General features: G+C 63.3%; 11 protein-coding genes. 3 read left to right on the top strand and 8 right to left on the bottom strand.

What is annotated here, in order from left to right; all coding sequences use genetic code 11:
• Positions 1-87 precede the first annotated feature (87 nt).
• Together P6U30_RS04055 and P6U30_RS04050 are read right to left on the bottom strand one after the other, a co-directional pair.
• The gene (locus tag P6U30_RS04055) at positions 88-2,322 is read right to left on the bottom strand and encodes a CHASE2 domain-containing protein (RefSeq protein ID WP_407168253.1); all 2,235 of its coding nucleotides are present in this window, start codon (positions 2,320-2,322) and stop codon (positions 88-90) included.
• A gap of 104 nt (positions 2,323-2,426) precedes the next feature.
• On the bottom strand, positions 2,427-6,572 hold the full coding sequence (locus P6U30_RS04050; protein WP_407168252.1) for a VCBS domain-containing protein: 4,146 nt from the start codon (positions 6,570-6,572) through the stop codon (positions 2,427-2,429).
• 589 nt (positions 6,573-7,161) lie between these two features.
• On the opposite strand from P6U30_RS04050, the gene P6U30_RS04045 reads away from it, so the two are divergent.
• Positions 7,162-7,914 carry a transglutaminase-like cysteine peptidase gene (locus tag P6U30_RS04045; protein WP_407168251.1) on the top strand — a complete coding sequence of 251 codons (753 nt, stop codon included), beginning with the start codon at positions 7,162-7,164 and terminating at the stop codon, positions 7,912-7,914.
• A gap of 174 nt (positions 7,915-8,088) precedes the next feature.
• Here the strand turns inward: P6U30_RS04045 and P6U30_RS04040 are convergent, their stop codons facing one another.
• The 6 genes from P6U30_RS04040 to P6U30_RS04015 form a co-directional block, all read right to left on the bottom strand.
• Positions 8,089-9,288 carry an ABC transporter substrate-binding protein gene (locus P6U30_RS04040; RefSeq protein WP_407168250.1) on the bottom strand — a complete coding sequence of 400 codons (1,200 nt, stop codon included), beginning with the start codon at positions 9,286-9,288 and terminating at the stop codon, positions 8,089-8,091.
• 50 nt (positions 9,289-9,338) lie between these two features.
• A complete protein-coding gene (locus P6U30_RS04035; RefSeq protein WP_407168249.1) occupies positions 9,339-11,210 on the bottom strand; it encodes an AMP-dependent synthetase/ligase in 1,872 nt (623 codons plus the stop codon).
• A gap of 90 nt (positions 11,211-11,300) precedes the next feature.
• Positions 11,301-12,080, bottom strand: coding sequence for an ABC transporter ATP-binding protein (locus tag P6U30_RS04030; protein WP_407168248.1), 780 nt, complete (start codon positions 12,078-12,080; stop codon positions 11,301-11,303).
• A 10-nt stretch (positions 12,081-12,090) separates the two neighbouring features.
• The gene (locus tag P6U30_RS04025) at positions 12,091-12,849 is read right to left on the bottom strand and encodes an ABC transporter ATP-binding protein (protein WP_407168247.1); all 759 of its coding nucleotides are present in this window, start codon (positions 12,847-12,849) and stop codon (positions 12,091-12,093) included.
• Positions 12,846-13,997 carry a branched-chain amino acid ABC transporter permease gene (locus tag P6U30_RS04020; protein WP_407168246.1) on the bottom strand — a complete coding sequence of 384 codons (1,152 nt, stop codon included), beginning with the start codon at positions 13,995-13,997 and terminating at the stop codon, positions 12,846-12,848. The genes P6U30_RS04025 and P6U30_RS04020 overlap by 4 nt, the downstream gene beginning before the upstream one ends.
• A 133-nt stretch (positions 13,998-14,130) precedes the next feature.
• Entirely contained in the window at positions 14,131-15,006 is an 876-nt protein-coding gene (locus P6U30_RS04015; protein WP_407168245.1) for a branched-chain amino acid ABC transporter permease, read from the bottom strand.
• Between the two features lie 293 nt (positions 15,007-15,299).
• Here P6U30_RS04015 and P6U30_RS04010 point away from each other — a divergent pair, with 293 nt between their 5' ends.
• Positions 15,300-16,052 carry an ABC transporter ATP-binding protein gene (locus tag P6U30_RS04010; RefSeq protein WP_407168244.1) on the top strand — a complete coding sequence of 251 codons (753 nt, stop codon included), beginning with the start codon at positions 15,300-15,302 and terminating at the stop codon, positions 16,050-16,052.
• Complete coding sequence (locus tag P6U30_RS04005) at positions 16,049-17,569, top strand: permease (RefSeq protein ID WP_407168243.1); 1,521 nt, start codon at positions 16,049-16,051, stop codon at positions 17,567-17,569. Before P6U30_RS04010 ends, P6U30_RS04005 begins: the two co-directional genes overlap by 4 nt.
• The last annotated feature ends 1 nt before the right edge of the window (position 17,570 follow it).

The following is a 17,570-nucleotide window of genomic DNA, read 5'->3' as shown; positions in this document are numbered from 1 at the left end:
TGGAAGGCCGTCTGGCCGCGTGCCTATTTCCTCAGCCGCGGCGTATGGGTCCCGGCTTTCGCCGAGACGACAGCGAGTTTGCGTCGCCTACTTCGTCAGCAGCGCAAATGCGCCATTCCAATCGTCCGGCGGCGGCGCCTTCCGGAAAGCAATGATGCGCGCCTCATAAAGGCTGTAGAGTTGTTGCAGCGCCCGCGCATCGTCGGTCTTGCGTCCGCGCTCGATCGCGGCGAGCGCGCCGTCCCAATCGCGGGTGCGGTAGCAGGCGAGCATTTCGATGGTCAGGTTGCGCAGCCGCTGGAAGCGGCCGGAATTCGCCACATCCTCGCGGCCGGCGATCGCATAGATCACCTCGGGTTCCTTCTTGCCCTTCACCATGATGAAGTCGAGCTCGAGGATCGCGAACCTGTCCTTCACGGCGAGCGCAGTCTTCGATCCCACGATGATGGGAAAGCCGTACTCCTTGGATTGCCCTTCCAGGCGCGATGCCAGATTGACGCTGTCGCCGAAGACCGAATAGTCGAACCGCACATCGGAGCCCATGTTGCCGACCACGCAGGTGCCGGTGTTGAGGCCGACGCCGATGTTGAGCGGCACGTAGACGTGACCGCCTTCACGCGCCTCCTGCTCGCGGACCTGATTCAGCTCGTCGACGCTTTCCAGCATGTCGAGCGCGGCTTCGCAGGCGTTGATCTGGTGGTCCTTGTCGTCGAGCGGCGCGTTCCAGAACGCCATGATGGCGTCGCCCATATATTTGTCGATCGTGCCCTTTCGCGCAAGAATTGCATTCGAGAGCGGCGTGAGAAACCGGTTCATCAGTGCCGTGAGGCCTTGCGGATCGCGCTTGTAGGTCTCCGAGATCGAGGTGAAACCGCGCATGTCGGAGAACATGATGGTCATCTCGCGCTCCTCACCGCCAAGCACAAGTTTCTCCGGCGACTGCGCGAGCTGCTCGACCAGCGCGGGCGACATGTACTGCACGAATTGCGACCGGATCTGCCGGCGCTGTCGCTGCTCGCGCACGAAAGCGGAGAAGATCAGCGTGAGATAGATCGCCGTGGTCGACATCAGCGGATAGGTGAAATCGATCAGCAGCCGGTGTTGTGAGTAGAAGTACCAGGATATGCCGACCAGCACCGACGCGAACAACCCGCCGACTGCGACCAGCGTCACCGGTCCGAATTTCGGCGCGAAGGCAATGACCAGGAGACCCATGATCAGCGCGGCAAAGAACTCGACGCCGATGCCGTAACCCGGCTGCGAAACCACGTCGCCGGTCAGCGCGCTCTCCAGCACCTGGGCGTGAACCTCGACGCCGGGCATCGCCGGCACCACCGGCGTCGTCTTGATGTCGTTCAGTCCGATCGACGAGGTGCCGATCAACACGAGCTTGCCCGCGATCCTGTCCGGCGCGACGCGCCCTTCCAGCACGTCGATGGCCGAGACATAGATCGAAGGATCGCGCTTCGCATAGTGCACCCAGAGCTGGCCGTTGCGATCGGTCGGAATCGAAAATCCCCTGACACCGATGCTCTGGATGCCGGCCTCGTCGGCCTTGATCAAGATGGTGTCCGAGCCGCTCGCGACGCGCAGCATTTCGAAGCTCAGCGACGGCATGGTAACGCCTTGCGCAAGCATGATCATCGGCACCCGCCTAACGATGCCGTCACGCTCGGGCCTGATCGTGAACAGGCCGCGTCCGGCCGCCGCCTCCTCCAGCACCGGCACGTTGCGCAGCAGCCCGGGAAACTGGAACATGAAACGCTGCGGATCCTCGCCGAGCATGGCGAGGCCGGTGACGGGAAGCTTCTCGTTGAGATCGGCGCGGACGTCAGGACCACCGGACTCGCCGAGCACCACGCGGGAGTTCTTGATGGCATCGGCAAGAATGCTGTCGTTGCTCGGCAACTGCCGCAGCCTGGCGCGCATTTCCTCGTCGAGATTGCCGAGCGTATCGGCTGCGATTTCCGGATTGAGGCGGTCCGGCTCAGAAAACACGGCATCGAACGCGATCACGACCGCGCCGAGCCTGGTCAAGTTGGTGACGATGTCGGCGATCCGTGTCCGCGGCCACGGCCATTGCCCGAGCTTGGGATCCGCGAGGCTCCTCTCGTCGATGTCGACGATGGTGACAGGACGCGCCGTCTTAATCCGGGGTTCGAGCAACTGGAAGGTATCGAATGTCCTGACCCGCAGCTCCTGAACGGGGGCGGGGTCCCAGACGCGGAGCGCGGCGCTGCCGACCAATAGCGCAAGGCACGCCAGCCGGGCATAGCCGAACCGCCGCGCGAACCATCTCCGTATCGCCCACAGCCGTTTCATCTGATCTGGATATCATGCGCGAGGGCTTGTTCCAATCGGGCGCGAGGCGTGCACCGCGGGATGGGCTTGCGGTCAGGGCCGATAGCAGGGCGCCGCACGCCGGGTCAGGCGATATGAAGGATGAAGTCGTTCTGCGACAGGCTCGCCTTGGCGACGCCGTGCAGCGTAATCGTGTCCGCGGCGTCGATGGTGATCAGCGTATCCGCCGAATTCGTCGAAGAGACCGCAACGTGCTGGTTGAACCAGGCGGCCGCGTCGGCGGTCGATACGACTGCGGACAGGTCGATATGGTCCTGGCCGGGCGTGAAATTCACGATCGTGTCGTGATTGAAGTTCGGCGCGAACACGAACTGGTCCTGATGACCCTGTGTGCCGAACAGCACATCCTTGTCGGTCGTGCTCGTCAACGTCACCGGCGCCGTCGGATTCTGCTGGACATTGAAAATCAGATTAACCGTATCCGTCCCGTAGCTGTCCGCCACCGAGATCGTAACGGTGTCCGTCGGTGCATCACCGCCTTCGTGATAGGTGAGGCCGGATGCCAGCGTGGCGTTGACGTGGGACAGATCGCCCGTGTCAGACGCGGGATCGACGCTGCTGCCTGAGCTAGCCGTTGCAGCCGTCAGGGTGAAGGCCTCGTTGGCGCTGGCTCCGGCATCCGTGACTGTCAGACCTGAAATCGTGTCGGTGCCATTGACGGCATCGTGCGTCACGGTGAGATTATCGACGTTGAGCACCGGAACGGCGCCGGCGCCGAGAATATCGATCGTCAGCGTGCTCGTGCCCATGGCGCCGTGAACGTCGGTGGTCTCAATGCCGAACGTGTCGGTGTGGGCACCCGCGGGAAGCGCCTTGATTGCGGCGGCATCGGGAACATAGGTGTAGGTGCCGTCGGCGTTCACCGTCAGCGAGCCGTAAAGGCCCTGAATCGCCGTGTTCGTCGCCTGATGCGATGCATCGAGCGCACCATAGATCAGCGTTGCGGTTTCTCCGTGATCGACATCGGACCCGTGAAGCGTGCCAGTGAGCTCGCCGAAGCTGCCGTCGGCCGCGGGAGCGAGGACCGTCCCGAGATCGGCGAGTGTCGGCGCGTCGTTGGACCCGTCAATCGTGATCGTGACGGGCTGGGTGGTCATGCCGCCATGATCGTCCGCGATCTGTATCGTGTAGGTGAGCGTCAGCGTCTCCCCGGCAGCGAGATAGTCGAAGTTCTTGTCCGCAGCCGAGAACGTCCAGCCGCTTGATCCCGTCACTCCGCCGGTGGAATCGCTCCAGTGGCCGAGCGACAACCAGCTCAGTACGACGCTTTGCTCGGGAAGACCGGAGGTTGACCCGGTCTCGGTTACGGTAGCGATGGACACGGTGTGCGTGTCGCTAAGGTCGGGATCGGTGAAGGTGATCGTGCCTTCAGCGGTGTCCGGCGTGGATGAGCCGCTCGTGTCCGGCTTTTCGGTGATAGCAGCAGCCTGGGGTGCCGATGTGACAATGGGCGCGTCGTTGGCGCCGGTGACGGTGATGGTGACGGGCTGGGTCACGACCCCGCCGTGATGGTCGTTGACCTGGACCGTGTAAGTGAGGGTCAACGTCTCGCCGGCGGCGAGATAGTCGAAATTGTTGTCCGCGGCCGAGAACGTCCAGGCGCTCGATCCCGTTGCGCCGTTGGTCGAATCCGCCAGCGGGCCCAGCGACAACCAGCTCAGCGCCGTCTCCTGGTCGGCAAGGCCGGTAGTGACCCCGGACTTGGCCAGGCCAGTGATGCTCACAGTGTGGCTGTCGCTGAGGTCGACGTCGGTGAAGGTCACCGCGCCAGAAGCCACATCGGGCGTCAGCGAACCAGTCGCATCCAGCATCTCCGTGATCGCAGCCGCCTGCGGAGCCGACGTGATGACGGGCAGGTCGTTGGTGCCGGTGATGGTGATGGTGACGGGCTGGGTCACGACGCCGCCGTGATGGTCGTCGACCTGAATGCTGTAGACGAGCGTCAACGTCTCGCCGGCAGCGAGGTAGTCGAAATTCTTGTCGGCGGCCGAGAACGTCCAGGAGCGCGACCCGGTCACGCCATTGGTCGAATCGGTGAGCGCCCCCAGCGACAGCCAGCTCAGCACGGTCGCCCGATCGGCAAGTCCCGTGGTGACCCCGGACTCGGTCACATCGGCGACAGTCACGCTATGGGTGTCGCTGAGATCGACGTCGGTGAAGGTTACCGTGCCGGATGCGGCGTCGGGCTGCAGCGAGCCGGTCACCCCGGGGGCTTCGGTGATCGCCGCAGCCTGGGTTGGCGACGTGATCACCGGCTTGTCATCGGTGCCGACGATCGTGATCGTGACGGGCAACGTGACCACACCGCCGTGATGATCATCAATCTCAATCGTGTAGGTGAGCGTGAGTGTCTCGCCGGCCGCGAGGTAGTCGAAACTTTTGTCGGCGGCCGAGAACGTCCAGGAGCGCGATCCCGTCACGCCATCGGCCGAATCGGTCAGTGCCCCGAGCGACAGCCAGCTCAGCACCGTTGCGTGGTCGGCGAGACCGGTGGTGACGCCGGAGTCGGTGACGCCGGTGATGGTGACCGTGTGAGTGTCGGTCAGGTCCGGGTCGGTGAAGGTGACCGTCCCATGCGCCGTATCCGCCACGGCGGAATTCGTCGTCCATGGAGTCTCGGTGATCGTGGCCGCCTGCGCCAGCGACGTCACGATCGGCGCATCATTGGTTCCGGTGATCGTGATGGTGAAGGTCTTGAACGCGGTCTCGTTGAGAAGCGCGTAATTGTTATCGACACGCGCCGTGTAGGTCAGCGTCAAGGTCTCGCCAGCCGCCAGGAAATCGAAAGCGCTGTCCGGCAGGCTATAGGTCCAGGTCGCGGAACCGATGTTGGTGTTGCGCGGAGTCTGCTCAACGAGCAGCGGGATCTCGACCGCCTTGATGGCCGCGAGTTGCTGGGCCGTCAGCGACGCGGTGACATCGTTGTGATCCGCGTCCTGGTAGGTGAACGACGTAAAGCTCACCGTTGCACTCGGTATATCGCCGAGATTGACATCAATCCATCTGATCACGTTCGACGCTGTGTCGGCCGACGCGCTGTGGGTCAGCCCCGGCCGCTCCGTGAACGCGGCATTGAATGTCACGGTCTCGGGCGCCCCGGCGACATGGTTGTTGCCGTTGGGTGCGACATCCTGCGCCGGGCCGTTGACAAAGGTCAGCAACAAGATCGTCGGCACCACGATATCGCCCCCAACGAGCTTAAACCCGGTCGTGGTCGGGACGATCGAATCGGTGAAGTTCGACGTGAGCTTGGTGTTGGGGTTGGTGTTGTCGGTGAACTTCAGCGCGAAGACGTCGGAGATGAGCTTCTGCGCATCGGTCGACAGTTGCGCCGAGGACAGGAAGCTGACGCTGCCCGCACCATTGACGATGGTTTGCGTGCCGGCCTGATCGACGGTCGCGATCGGATTGAGCGTCGTCTTGTCGAACAGGATGTAGGAGCCGGTTGAACCGTCCGGCTCGACCAGCACCTGGAATTTGGCCGGCGGTACACCGCCCGTTCCCTGCACATCGAAGTCGATTTCCACCAGCACCGCCGTGCCGCGAATGCCCATCGTCGCGACCGGCGTATCCACCTTCATGTCGCCATGCTTGGCGGTTGCGCCGGCGACGAACGAGATCGTGCCCTGCACCAGGCTCAGCAGCGAAGAATTGTTCGACCCGTTCGGGTCGTAGAGCATTTCGTTCAGCACCATCTTCGCGTTCGGCCCAAGACCGAACACGGTGCCGTCGATGAAGGTGATGCCAAGCGTCGAGTTGGCCCCGGACTGGACCACGTCGCCCTTGTAGACATTATCGCCCTGGTTCAGCACGACCGCGACGCCGTTACGAACTACGGTGGCGCTGCCGGCAAGCTTGCTGACGTGACCGATGACCTTCGGTGGCTCGACAGCACCGCCGGCCTGGGCAAATTGCGTGTAGCCGGTGAGCGCGTTGACTATATCGCCGGTGAGGTGGGCGCCGTCGGGCGAGGCCAAGGGCGCGCGTTTTTCACCCCTGAAGTAGTCGTGCAGGACCAGCTCGCGATCGTCCTTCGACAGGACCAGATCGAGGCCGGACCGCTTGAAGTCGCCGGTGAACAGCAGTTGCGCGTCGTCAACGACGACCGCGCCGAGCGGCGCATGTCCCGAAATGCTGTCGACATGGACTTGCCCCCGGGTGTGAGCGTCCAGGCTCGGCAAGAAGCCGTCGAATTTATCGACAAAGTTCACCGCGGATCACCGCATGTAAGGGAAATATTTATAGAATATGCAAACGACTATGCTTGCATATCATCTGACGGAATCCTGCGAAACCATCCCGTCTTTGCTCAATAGCGATCTAGCCGCGGTCTCGATCCCGCTCCTACCTCCAAATCTCATGTATTTTGAGCTCGATTTCGGGTGATATGAGGTGAGATCCGAGCTGGGATAAGTATTGAGCCACGTATTCGTGGTATTGACCGGCATATTTTTACTTGCCTCTATTTTCTCTCAAATCCGACAAGAGATTTGAGCCCAAGTTTCCGGCTAAAGCTGTGAATTGGCTTACAAAATCGTACAATTCCATGCGGCTTCGCCGGATTAACCAGAAAGCAAGGATAAGGCGCCGGCAGGCGGTAAAAGGTTCGCCGGACGGGTTCACAAAACCGATAAAGTTTTCGGGACACCGACGAGGCCGCCTTTAGCGTCTTTTGTGCATCGCGCGTGATTCGATCGTTTTTAAGCAGATTCAAAACATCGTGTTCCATCGTGACGGCGCGAACGATCCGGTCACGTCAGGGTTTAAATCACCTCGCCGATGCCCGGACAGGGGTGTCACATGCCGGTCTCGCTTCGTTCCCGCGCGCTGCGCGGCGTCATGCTCGTCTGCAGCCTGATCTGGCTCACGCCGGCTGCCGAGCTCAACGCCGCGTCGCTGCTGACACCCGGTCCGGCGGAGTTGATCGGAAAATCAACCGAGCCGTTCGGGCTGCCGACCACCCTGCTCACCAACGGCGGGCTGCACGACAAATGGCTCGGTGTGCGGCGCCAGCTTGCCGACGAACTTGTGCGCTTGGCGCTCTGCGACGATGATCGCGAAAGCTGCCGATCGCCGGAAGCGCTGCGCTTCCTTGCGATCATCGATGCCGGCCGGGCGCGCGAGGGCCGCGCCAGGCTGGGCGAGATCAATCGCGCCGTCAATCTTGCGATCCGCCCGGGCAGTGACCTCGCGCTTTACGGCGAGATCGACGTATGGACCGCGCCGCTCGCCACCTTGGCCAAGGGCGCGGGCGACTGCGAGGACTATGCCATCGCGAAATTCGTGGCGCTGCGAGAGGCCGGCGTTGCACCTGAAGATTTGCGGATCGTCATCCTGCACGACCGACTTGGCGGCGAGGATCACGCCGTCGTCGCGGCGCGGCTCGACGGCCGCTGGCTCATGCTCGACAACCGCCGCATGGCGATGATCGAGGATTCCGGCATCAGGAATTTTCGGCCGACCTTCGTGATCGACCAGCACGGCGTCAGCGAATATGTCGGCGCTGCGCCCGTCATCGAGGCCGCGGTCCGGCCGACGACGCAAAGGGATTGACGAGACATCCCCACGTGACGGCAACGGCCGAAACGTCATTGGGAGCGAAAGCGAAGCAATCCATCCCTCCACGGAAAGGTGGATTGCTTTGTCCGGAGCCTGTCAGCGGGCCGGCCGAACGCCGGGCCGCTTGGCTCCTCGCAATGACGCCGTAACTCGATCCGAGCCGACCGCTCAGAACATCAGATTGTCCTTCACTAGGACCCAACGGCCGTTCTTGACCTGCTGCACCTGAGTAATGGTGTTGGCGAGGTGATCGGTCTTGGAGAACTTGGTCGGCGGCGAGTTGAAGATGTCGAGGAACTTGTCACCCGACTCCAGCGAGTCCAGCATCTTCTGCCCGGTGAGGTCCTTGCCGGCCTTCTGCGCGTAGAAGGCAAAGGTCATCACGGCATTATAGCCGATGATCGCCTGCGTATTGGCGTCGGTGCCGAACATCTTCTTGTAGTTGACGAGCCAGTCCTTCACCTTGCCCTTAGCGGTGTCCTCATAGGGGATTTCGAAGCCTGAGGCCGCATAGAGCCCTTCCACCGCTTCCTTGCCCAGCGTCGGCACTTCGAGCACGTTGGTCGGCGTGGCGCCGAGGAAGGTCACATCCCAGCCGAGCTTCCTGGCCTCGCTCATCGCGCCGATGGTCTCGCGGATCACCGTGCCGAGCACGACGAGATCACAGCCATCGGACTTCATCTTGGCGACCTGCGCCGAGAAGTCGGAAGCGCCGCGCTTGTAGCTCGTGATCGAGGCGGGCTGCACCTTCATCGCCGCGAGCTGCTGGTTGAAGCCGTCGAGCACGTTTTTGCCGTACTCGTCGTCCTGATGCATGATGCAGGGCTTCTTGAAGCTCTTCCAGTCCATCATGTATTTGAGCGCCGCGCGCGTGCTCTCGACGTAGGGCAGCAGGTTGTTGAACTTGAGCCGCTCCTGCGGCTTGCTCGGATCGAATTTGAAGGTGAACTCGGCTGCGGTCAGCGGGAACAGTTGCAGCACGCCGGCATCGAACAGGATATCCTGCGCTGCAAGCACGGTCGGGGAGCCCATCGGCCCGATCATGGCGAAGATCTTGTCGCGCTCGACCATCTTCTGCGAGGCCAGCACGGCCTTCTTCGGATCATAGCCGTTGTCTTCCAGGATCATCTTGAGCTTGCGGCCGTTGATGCCGCCGCTCGCATTGATCTCCTCCACCGCCATCTTCATGCCGTTGGACACTGGAACGCCCCAGACCTTGATCGGGCCCGAGAGGTCCTGATGCGTCCCGATCACGATCTCGGTCGGCGAGATGCCCTCGTTGGTGACCTTGGTCTGGGCCGCGGCCGGCAGGCAGGTCAGCGCCAGGGCGCTCACCGCAAGGCCCAGCGCTTTCAGCGATTTCGACATTGCAGTCTCCTCCTTCGATGGCCCGTGTTGAGCGAAGGGCCGGGCCTTACTCACGCCTTCGCCATTTGCTCGCACATGACGGATTGCGCGACCGCGCGCTCGCCGTACATCGCGTCGATCTCGGCCGCGTAGCGCTTGTTCACAAAACTGCGCTTCAGCTTCATGGTCGGCGTCAGTTCCTCGTCTTCCGGCGTGAGCTGGCGCTCGATCAGATGGAATTTCTTGATGGTCTCGACGCGCGCGAAGCCGGCGTTCACCGTCTCGACCTCGCGCTGGACCAGGTCCTGGATCTCGCGCGCGCGGCACAGGCTCGCGTAATTGGTGAAGGGGATGTCGTGATCCTGGGCGTATTTCTCGACGTTCTCCTGGTCGATCATGATCAGGCAGGTCAGATACGGCCGTTTGTCGCCGATCACGACCGCGTCCGAGACATAGGGCGAGAATTTGAGCTGGTTCTCGATCTCCGAGGGTGTGACGTTCTTGCCGCCCGAGGTGATGATGATGTCCTTCATCCGGTCGGTGATCTTCACATAGCCTTCGTTGTCGATCGTGCCGACGTCGCCGGTGTGCAGCCAGCCCTTGGCGTCGATCGTCTCGGCAGTCTTCTCCGGCTGATTGAGATAGCCCATGAACAGGAAGTCGCCCCTGATCAGAATCTCGCCCTTCGGGCAGATCATCACCTCGCCCCAAGGCGCAGCCTTGCCGACCGAGCCGAGCTTGATGCGATCCGCCGGCATCATGGTGGCGACACCGCAATTCTCGGTCTGGCCGTAGACCTCGCGCATGTCGATGCCGAGCGCGAGATACCAGCGGATCAGGTCCGGCGAGATCGGCGCCGCGCCTGTGAACGCGATCCGGCAGCGGTCGAGCCCGAGCATGCGGCGGATATTGCGGAACACGAGCCAGTAGGCCGCGCGGTTCAAGAGTTTGAGCGACAGCGGTGGCGTCTCGCCCTCGAGGCGGCACGTGGCCATGCGATGACCGATCGCGAGCGCGCGGGCATACATCCAGTTCTGGAACGGGGTCGCGTCCTTCAGCGCGATGGTGATGCCCGAATAGAACTTCTCCCAGATCCGGGGCACCGCGAGGAACGCGGTCGGCTGCACCTCGCGCAGATTGTCCGGCACCGTCTCGGGACTCTCGGCAAAATTCATCACCGAGCCCAGCGCGATCGAGTTGTAATAGCCGCCGACCCGCTCGGCGACGTGGCAGAGCGGCAGGAACACCAGCCGCTCCTCGCTGTCGGTCGAGGGAAGCAGATCGTTGGCGTGGCGCATCTGGTGCGTGACGCTGCGGTTGGAATGCATCGCGCCCTTGGGCGGGCCGGTCGTGCCCGAGGTGTAGACCAGGATCGCGAGATCGGAGGCGGTGCGGCTGCCTGTCATCTCCTCCCACAAGCCCTCGTTGCCCTGTGCATGGTTCTGGCCAAGCGCCATGAATTCGGCGAGCGACAGCACCATCGGGTCGGAGAAGCCGCTCAGGCCCTCCATGTCGAAGACGACAACCTTCTCCAGCGTCGGGCAGCGCACGCAGCACGCCAGCACCTTGTCGAGCTGCTCCTCGTCTTCGACGAACACGATCCTGCTGCGGGAGTCGTTGATCAGATATTCGACCTGCGCCGGCGAGTCCGTCGGGTAGATCCCGGACGACACGCCGCCGGCGCACAGGATGCCCATGTCGGCATAAACCCATTCCGGCACCGCATTGGCGATGATCGAGGCGACGTTGCCGGGGCGGAAGCCGGTCGCATGCAGACCGTAGGCGATGTCCTTCGAGATCCGCAGCCATTCCCGCCAGCTCGTCGGCTGCCAGATGCCGAACACTTTCTCGCGGATCGCGGGCCTGTCACCGCGCGTCTCCACCGCGAGCAGAAAGCTCCTCGCAATCGTGTCGGCGACCGTCAGCACCGCCGGTCGGGCCATGCGCGTTTCCTCCCCTGTCGCCTGCCCCGCGCCGGATCGATCGCCGGTCTTGTTCGCGAAACAGGCCTAAAATCTAGCTCCAACTACCGCTCAACGCCACGTCTTCTTCTTTTTCCAGCGCCGCTCGCCCCGCGCGCCGGCCTCCTTGGCGCCGAGATAGAACTCCTGGATGTCGGGTGAATTCATCAGCCGGTCGCAGCTATCGTTCATGACGACGCGGCCGGTCTCCAGCACGTAGCCGTAGTGCGCCGTCTCCAGCGCGATCTTGGCATTCTGCTCGACCAGCAGGATCGACATGCCCTGCTCCTCATTGACGCGGCGGATGATGGTGAAGATCTCCTTCACCAGGATCGGCGACAGACCCAGCGACGGCTCGTCGAGCAGCAGCAGCGTCGGCCGGTTCATCAGCGCCCGCCCGATCGCCAGCATCTGCTGCTCGCCACCGGAGAGCTGCCCCGCCGGTTGATCGAGCCGTTCTTTCAGCCGTGGAAAATAGCCGTAGACGCGCTCGAGATCCTTCGCCACGCCGTCGCGATCGTGGCGCGGATAGGCGCCCATCATCAGGTTCTCCCGCACCGACAGGAACGGAAACACCTCGCGTCCCTCTGGCACGTGGCTCAAGCCGAGCCGCACGATCTTGTCGGCCTCCATGCGCTGAATCGGCTTGCCCAGGAACTCGATCGTGCCCTTCTGCGGATCGAGGATGCCGGAAATGGTCTTCAGTACCGTGGTCTTGCCGGCGCCATTGGCGCCGAGCAGCGTGACGATCCGGCCGCGCGGTACCTCAAGGCTGATGCCTCTGATCGCCATGATCGGCCCATAGTAGCTTTCGATGTTGCTGAGCTTCAGGATGATGTCGGGTGAGCTCATCACATCATCCTCATGCACCGAGATAGGCCGCGACGACGTCGGGATGGTGCTGCACCTCCGATGGCGATCCCATCGCCAGCACGCGGCCGTAGTTCAGCGCGACGACGCGGTCCGAGACGCGGTTGACCAGCGTCATGTCGTGCTCGACCATCAGCACGGTGATGCCGAGCTCGCTCTTCATGTCGCGAATCCAGAACGACATGTCGTCGGTCTCCTCGACATTGAGGCCCGAGGATGGCTCGTCGAGCAGGATCAGCTTCGGCTCCGAGCACAGCGCCCGCGCCAGCTCGATCACCTTGCGGACGCCGTAGGGCAATCCCGAGATCAGCTTGTCGCGGTAGGGCTCCAGATCGAGGAATTCGATCACCTGCTCGACCCGGCGCCGATGCATCTTCTCGTTGGCGCGCACGCTCGGCAGGAACAGCAATTCCTGCCAGAGCCGCGTGGTGGAATGGCGATGGCGTCCGACCAGGAGATTGCTCAGCACAGTGGCGTTCTCGAACAGCTCAATGTTCTGGAAGGTGCGCGCGATGCCGAGCCCGGCGATCTCGTAGGCCGGCTGCTGCGTGATGTCCTGCTCCTCGAAGAAGATCCGGCCCGAAGTCGGCGGATAGATGCGCGAGATCAGGTTGAAGATCGAGCTTTTGCCGGCGCCGTTCGGCCCGATAATCGAGAGGATCTCGCCCTTCTCGACCGCGAAGCTGACGGCGTCGACGGCTTTCAGGCCGCCGAAGTGCAGGGACAGATTCTCGGCGCGGAAATAGCTCATCGGTTCCGCTCCGATTTCACGTAGATCTTCTGCCGCTTGAACGTCGCACGCTTGTAGAGCGGGAAGAGCTGGAAGAATAATTTGATCTTCAGCCAGCGGCCGTAGAGCCCGAGCGGCTCGAACAGCACGAACACCACGATGATGATGCCGTAGATCGCGCCCTTCAGCCCATTGGCGGACGCAATGGCGGAGACCGCATCCTGGATATGGCCTGCACGCTCGGGTCCCGCGCCAAGCGTCGCCGCGACGCCGGCGATCACACCGGGCACGTCGTCCTTCAGATAAGTCAGGAACGGATCGATCATGACGAGGAAGATCGCGCCCAGCACCGCGCCGTGCAGGCTGAAGATGCCGCCGATCAAGATCACGATGATGAACTCGATCGAAAGCTGCAGCGTGAACATCTCCGGCGAGATGAAGGAGAGCTTGTGCGCGAACAGCACGCCGGCAAAGCCGGTGATCGCGGCCGAGATCGCGAACGACTTCACCTTGTAGAGCGAGACATTGATGCCCATGCTGCGCGCCGCGGTCTCGCTGTCGCGGATCGCGACAAAGGCGCGTCCGGTCGGCGACCGCAACAGGTTGAGCGTGCCGACGATGGTCAGCACCAGCACTGCCAGGCAGAGATAATAGAAGGTGGGGCCGTCGCGCGACACCGTGGTGCCGAGCAATTGGATGGTCTTGACCCGCATGCCCTCGTTGCCATTGGTCACGCTCTCCCAGCGCGCCATGATCTCCTCGACGATGAAGGCAAAGGAGATCGTCGCGATCACGAGATAGATGCCCTGCAGCCGCAGCGCCGGAAACCCGACCAGCGCGCCGACCACGCCGGTCAACAGCCCCGCCGCCAGGAAGTAGACGGGGAACGGCACATTGAACTGCTGCAGACAGGCCGCGGTGTAGGCGCCGATGGCGAGGAAGGCGGCGTGGCCGAGCGAGGCCTGTCCGGTGAAGCCGGTCAGGATCATGAGCCCGACGCCGACGGTCGCATAGATACAGACGAAGACGAGCTGGCTCATCAGATAGCTGGAGAGCACGTAGGGCGCGATCAGCAGCGCCGCCAGCAGCAGGCCATAGGAATAGACATAGCCCGAATGCGGGAACAGCTTGATGTCGTCCTCGTAGTCGGTCTTGAAGAGAAAGCGCATGGGTTGCTCCCTAGATCATGATGCGACTTGATCGCATCATGATCTCGTCTCCTCGTTTGAGCATGATCTCCGCGCAAACGCGTTCCGCGTTTGTCGCGAGGGAAAGCCGCTTTCCACTTTTCCCGATCATGCTCTAGACCTTCTTGCGGGCGTGGACGCCGAACAAGCCCTCCGGCTTGAGCAGCAGCACCGCCAGCAGCACGATGTAGGGCGCGACGTCCTTCCATCCTTGCGGCAGGTAGAAGCCGGCCATGCTCTCGATCACCCCGATCAGGACGCCGCCGACCACGGCGCCGGGGATCGAGCCGAAGCCGCCGAGCACCGCGGCCGGAAACGCCTTCAGCCCGAGTACCAGTCCCACGTTGGAATGGATGAACGTAATCGGCGCCAGCAGCACGCCGGCGCAGGTCGCGACCGCCGCCGAGATCGCCCAGACGATCGACACCACGCGCTTGACCGGAATGCCCATGTAATAGGCAGCCAGCATATTCTCGGAACTCGCGCGCATCGCGGTGCCGAGCGTGGTACGGTTGAAGAACAGGTAGAGCAGCGCGCACAGGATGATGGTCGCCGCGATCACCGAGAGCTTGTCATAGGCGAGCACCAGGCTGCCGATCCGCAGCACGCCCTGGCTGAACGGCGTGTCGATCTTGAAGTCGTCGGTGCCCCAGATCATCCCGGCGACCGAGCGCAGGAAATAGCCGAGCCCGATCGTCGCCATGATGATGGAGAATTGCGGGTAGCCCAGGATCGGCCGCACCACCAGCCGCTCGGCCAGCATGCCGAACAGCGCCATGCAGATCACCGCGCCGGCGAAGCCGACCCAGTAGTTCAGCCCGAGCATGCCGATGAAGGTGAAGGCGAAGAAGCCGCCCAGCATCATCAAATCGCCTTGCGCGAAATTGACGACCTCGGTTGCCTTGTAGACCAGCACGAAGCCAAGCGCGATCAGGCCGTAAACGCAGCCAAGCGCAATGCCGCTGACGAGCTGCTGAACAAAGTCCAGCATCGTTCCCTCCCCGATGCACTGGCGATTCGTGCCGATCGTCTTGGTGCATCCCGCCTGCGCGCCCCGTGTCGCGAGCGCTGAAGGCTGCCTATGTCCCACCCCAATTGAGCCAAAAGCCCTGACCCCTGTCAACAAAGGCGCGGTGGCCGGGTGTCATCACAATTGCCGAGATATGCCGCCGCGTGGAGTTTTGTTCATAACGCGCTCGATTTGCCTGAGACGATTCACCGCGCCGAAACGGTTTTTGTCCAAGGTGCGCAACCGAAGAGCGAACTTCGGGATCGCCACACATCATGACGGCAGGACTATCCGCACTCGAGGTGCGAGGGTTAACGAAGCGTTTTGACCGCCCGGCGGTCGATGCACTCGATCTCACCGTGCGTGTCGGTGAGTTCTATGCGCTGCTGGGGCCGAACGGCGCCGGCAAGACCACGACGCTGCGTATGGTGGCCGGGCTGCTGCGCCCCGATGCCGGCTCGGTGTCGGTGCTCGGCATTGATGCGCTGTCGGATCCGGTCGCCGCCAAGCAGGTGATGGCCTGGGTGTCGGACGAGCCGATGATCTACGACAAGCTGACCCCGCTGGAGTACCTCGAATTCGTCGCCGGCCTGTGGGGCGTCGATCCCCGGCAATCCGAGACCTCGGCGCGCGATCTCTTGGTCTCACTCGGGCTCGAGCCGCATCTGCACCAACGCTGCGAGGGTTTCTCCAAGGGCATGCGCCAGAAGGTGGCGCTCGCCGGCGCGCTGGTCCACGATCCCCGCTTGATCATTCTCGACGAGCCCTTGACCGGCCTCGATGCGCTGTCGGCGCGTCATGTGAAGGGGTTGCTGCAGGCGCGGGTGCGCACCGGCTGCACCGTGATCATGACGACCCACATTCTCGAGGTCGCCGAGCGCATGGCCGACCGGATCGGCGTGATCGCGGCCGGCAAATTGATCGCCGAAGGCACGCTCGCCGAACTGCGCCAGCAGAACGGCCGCACCGACACCAGCCTGGAGGACATGTTCATCGCGCTGGTCGATACCGAAGCGGCGGCCGCGTGAGCTCGGCCGCCCACCTCTCCTGGTTCGCTCGCCACGAATTCCGCCTCGCCTGGCGTGAATGGCTGGCAATGATGACCGGCGGCCGGCGCCGCCGCAACCGCGCCGTGATCGGGCTGCTGATCGTCGCCGCGATCCTGCATTTGCCGGCCTACGCGGTGGTCGGCCGCTTTGCCGATATGCAGTTTCCGCTCGATCCCTCGTCGCTGATCGTCCTGACCGCGACGATCCTGCTGTCCTGGGCCCTGATGCTGTCGCAGGCGATCGAATCGGTGACGCGCGTATTCTATGCGCGCGCCGATCTCGACCTGATCATGTCGTCGCCGGCAAAACTCACCAATATCTTCTCCGTCCGTATTGCCGCGATCGGGATGTCGGTGACCGGCATGGCGCTGCTGCTATCGGCTCCATTCGTCGACGTGCTGGCCATCCTCGGCGGCGCGCGCTGGCTTGCTGGCTTCGGCGTCGTCGTTGCGATCGGCCTGTCGGCGGCGGCGGCCGCGATCGCCACGGCGGTCCTGCTCTTCCGCCTGATCGGACCGAGCCGAACCCGGCTGGTCGCGCAGATCGTGTCCGCCATCATCGGCGCGGGCTTCGTGATCGCACTGCAGATCGTGGCGATCTTGTCCTACGGCACGCTGTCGCGCTTTGCCGTACTGACCTCCAGCACCGCGGCGCGCATCGCGCCCGGCCCGGACAGTATCGTCTGGTGGCCGGCGCGCGCCGCACTGGGCGACCTTGAAGTAATGCTGCTGCTGATCGCCGGCGCTCTCTTGGTGCTCGGCATTGTCATGGCGGTGTTCGCGCCGCGGTTTGCCGACACGATCACCAGCGTGGCGGCCAATCCCGCGGCTGTCACGCGCAGCCGCGATCGCTCGTTCCGGGTCGGCTCGCGGCAGCAGGCGCTGCGCCGCAAGGAGTTCCTACTGCTGCGTCGCGATCCGTGGCTCTTGTCGCAGAGCCTGATGCAGATGCTTTATCTGGTGCCGCCGGCGCTGATGCTGTGGCGAAGCTTCTCGGACTCGTCGACCGCGATCGTGCTGATCACGCCCGTCGTGGTGATGGCTGCGGGCCAACTCGCCGGCGGCCTCGCCTGGCTGACGATATCGGGCGAGGACGCCGCCGACCTGGTGGCGACCGCGCCGCTGCCGCCGTCGCGCGTGGTCCGCGCCAAGATCGAGGTGGTGCTGATCGCGATCGCCGTCATCTTCGTGCCGCTGCTCGGAGCGCTTGCATTTGTTTCGCCATGGCAGGCTGCGGTGACCGCCCTTGCGGTCATCATGGCAACCGGATCAGCCGCCGCGGTCCAGCTCTGGTTCCGCGCGCAAGCCAGGCGCAGCCAGTTCCGCCGGCGTCAGACCTCGTCGCGCGTCGCAACCTTCGCGGAAGCCTTCTGCTCGATCGGCTGGGCCGCAACCGCGGCGCTGGCGCTGACGATTCCAGCGGCCGCGATTGTCAGCGGCGTGCTGACGCTGGCGACACTCGTCATCGTCTGGAGGATCAGCCCGAAGCGGGCGTAAC

It is taken from the genome of Bradyrhizobium sp. ORS 111 (assembly GCF_045571485.1).
Classification (GTDB): Bacteria; Pseudomonadota; Alphaproteobacteria; order Rhizobiales; family Xanthobacteraceae; genus Bradyrhizobium.
Note: the sequence above shows the minus strand (reverse complement) of the source record. Positions and strands in the feature narration are given on the sequence as shown.

Coding starts and splice junctions, on each gene's coding strand:
- P6U30_RS04040 (WP_407168250.1), bottom strand. CDS start 9,288: ATGTCGAAATCGCTGAAAGCGCTGGGCCTTGCGGTGAGCGCCCTGGCG.
- P6U30_RS04025 (WP_407168247.1), bottom strand. CDS start 12,849: ATGAGCTATTTCCGCGCCGAGAATCTGTCCCTGCACTTCGGCGGCCTG.
- P6U30_RS04055 (WP_407168253.1), bottom strand. CDS start 2,322: ATGAAACGGCTGTGGGCGATACGGAGATGGTTCGCGCGGCGGTTCGGC.
- P6U30_RS04045 (WP_407168251.1), top strand. CDS start 7,162: ATGCCGGTCTCGCTTCGTTCCCGCGCGCTGCGCGGCGTCATGCTCGTC.
- P6U30_RS04030 (WP_407168248.1), bottom strand. CDS start 12,080: ATGAGCTCACCCGACATCATCCTGAAGCTCAGCAACATCGAAAGCTAC.
- P6U30_RS04020 (WP_407168246.1), bottom strand. CDS start 13,997: ATGCGCTTTCTCTTCAAGACCGACTACGAGGACGACATCAAGCTGTTC.
- P6U30_RS04035 (WP_407168249.1), bottom strand. CDS start 11,210: ATGGCCCGACCGGCGGTGCTGACGGTCGCCGACACGATTGCGAGGAGC.
- P6U30_RS04015 (WP_407168245.1), bottom strand. CDS start 15,006: ATGCTGGACTTTGTTCAGCAGCTCGTCAGCGGCATTGCGCTTGGCTGC.
- P6U30_RS04010 (WP_407168244.1), top strand. CDS start 15,300: ATGACGGCAGGACTATCCGCACTCGAGGTGCGAGGGTTAACGAAGCGT.